Source organism: Streptomyces sp. NPDC026206 (assembly GCF_040638465.1).
GTDB lineage: Bacteria > Actinomycetota > Actinomycetes > Streptomycetales > Streptomycetaceae > Streptomyces.
Map to the genome: position 1 here is coordinate 2,501 of NZ_JBEZYL010000045.1, position 2,457 is coordinate 4,957.

Sequence of the window (2,457 nt, forward strand, 5' to 3'; positions counted from 1 at the left end):
AGTTTGCGGTGTGTTGCGAGGTTAACCCGTGTGGGGAAGCCGTAGCGAAAGCGAGTCCGAATAGGGCGGTTGAGTAGCGCGCCCAAGACCCGAAGCGGAGTGATCTAGCCATGGGCAGGTTGAAGCGGAGGTAAGACTTCGTGGAGGACCGAACCCACCAGGGTTGAAAACCTGGGGGATGACCTGTGGTTAGGGGTGAAAGGCCAATCAAACTCCGTGATAGCTGGTTCTCCCCGAAATGCATTTAGGTGCAGCGTCGTGTGTTTCTTGCCGGAGGTAGAGCACTGGATAGGCGATGGGCCCTACCGGGTTACTGACCTTAGCCAAACTCCGAATGCCGGTAAGTGAGAGCACGGCAGTGAGACTGTGGGGGATAAGCTCCATGGTCGAGAGGGAAACAGCCCAGAGCATCGACTAAGGCCCCTAAGCGTACGCTAAGTGGGAAAGGATGTGGAGTCGCAGAGACAACCAGGAGGTTGGCTTAGAAGCAGCCACCCTTGAAAGAGTGCGTAATAGCTCACTGGTCAAGTGATTCCGCGCCGACAATGTAGCGGGGCTCAAGCGTACCGCCGAAGTCGTGTCATTTCAGCATGAGGGCCAACGCCCGCTGGGATGGGTAGGGGAGCGTCGTGTGCCGGGTGAAGCAGCCGCGGAAGCGAGTTGTGGACGGTTCACGAGTGAGAATGCAGGCATGAGTAGCGATACACACGTGAGAAACGTGTGCGCCGATTGACTAAGGGTTCCTGGGTCAAGCTGATCTGCCCAGGGTAAGTCGGGACCTAAGGCGAGGCCGACAGGCGTAGTCGATGGACAACCGGTTGATATTCCGGTACCCGCTTTGAAACGCCCAGTATCGAATCAGACGATGCTAAGCCCGTGAAGCCGTCCTGGACCCTTCGGGGAAAGGGAAGTGGTGGAGCCGGTGACCCGGATCTGTAGTAGGTAAGCGATGGGGTGACGCAGGAAGGTAGTCCAGCCCGGGCGGTGGTAGTCCCGGGGTAAGGGTGTAGGCCGTGTGATAGGCAAATCCGTCACACATTGAGGCTGAGACCTGATGCCGAGCCGATTGTGGTGAAGTGGATGATCCTATGCTGTCGAGAAAAGCCTCTAGCGAGTTTCATGGCGGCCCGTACCCTAAACCGACTCAGGTGGTCAGGTAGAGAATACCGAGGCGTTCGGGTGAACTATGGTTAAGGAACTCGGCAAAATGCCCCCGTAACTTCGGGAGAAGGGGGGCCATGTTCGGTGATGGAATTTACTTCCTGAGCTGGGTGTGGCCGCAGAGACCAGCGAGAAGCGACTGTTTACTAAAAACACAGGTCCGTGCGAAGCCGTAAGGCGATGTATACGGACTGACGCCTGCCCGGTGCTGGAACGTTAAGGGGACCGGTTAGCTCCATTTCGGTGGGGCGAAGCTGAGAACTTAAGCGCCAGTAAACGGCGGTGGTAACTATAACCATCCTAAGGTAGCGAAATTCCTTGTCGGGTAAGTTCCGACCTGCACGAATGGCGTAACGACTTCTCGACTGTCTCAACCATAGGCCCGGTGAAATTGCACTACGAGTAAAGATGCTCGTTTCGCGCAGCAGGACGGAAAGACCCCGGGACCTTTACTATAGCTTGATATTGGTGTTCGGTTCGGCTTGTGTAGGATAGGTGGGAGACTTTGAAGTCATGGCGCCAGCCATGGTGGAGTCGTCGTTGAAATACCACTCTGGTCGTGCTGGATGTCTAACCTGGGTCCGTGATCCGGATCAGGGACAGTGTCTGGTGGGTAGTTTAACTGGGGCGGTTGCCTCCTAAAGAGTAACGGAGGCGCCCAAAGGTTCCCTCAGCCTGGTTGGCAATCAGGTGTTGAGTGTAAGTGCACAAGGGAGCTTGACTGTGAGACCGACGGGTCGAGCAGGGACGAAAGTCGGGACTAGTGATCCGGCGGTGGCTTGTGGAAGCGCCGTCGCTCAACGGATAAAAGGTACCCCGGGGATAACAGGCTGATCTTCCCCAAGAGTCCATATCGACGGGATGGTTTGGCACCTCGATGTCGGCTCGTCGCATCCTGGGGCTGGAGTCGGTCCCAAGGGTTGGGCTGTTCGCCCATTAAAGCGGTACGCGAGCTGGGTTTAGAACGTCGTGAGACAGTTCGGTCCCTATCCGCTGCGCGCGCAGGAGTCTTGAGAAGGGCTGTCCCTAGTACGAGAGGACCGGGACGGACGAACCTCTGGTGTGCCAGTTGTCCTGCCAAGGGCATGGCTGGTTGGCTACGTTCGGGAGGGATAACCGCTGAAAGCATCTAAGCGGGAAGCCTGCTTCGAGATGAGGACTCCCACCCACTTGATGGGGTAAGGCTCCCAGTAGACGACTGGGTTGATAGGCCAGGTGTGGAAGACCGGTAACGGTTGGAGCTGACTGGTACTAATAGGCCGAGGGCTTGTCCTCAGTTGCTCGCGTCCACTGTGT

1 rRNA gene (running past one end of the window) is annotated in these 2,457 nt (G+C 56.9%); it reads left to right on the forward strand.

Annotated elements, in window-relative coordinates:
• Positions 1-2,436: ribosomal RNA gene (locus tag AB0F13_RS27690) — 23S ribosomal RNA — on the forward strand (it extends 687 nt beyond the left edge of the window).
• The last annotated feature ends 21 nt before the right edge of the window (positions 2,437-2,457 follow it).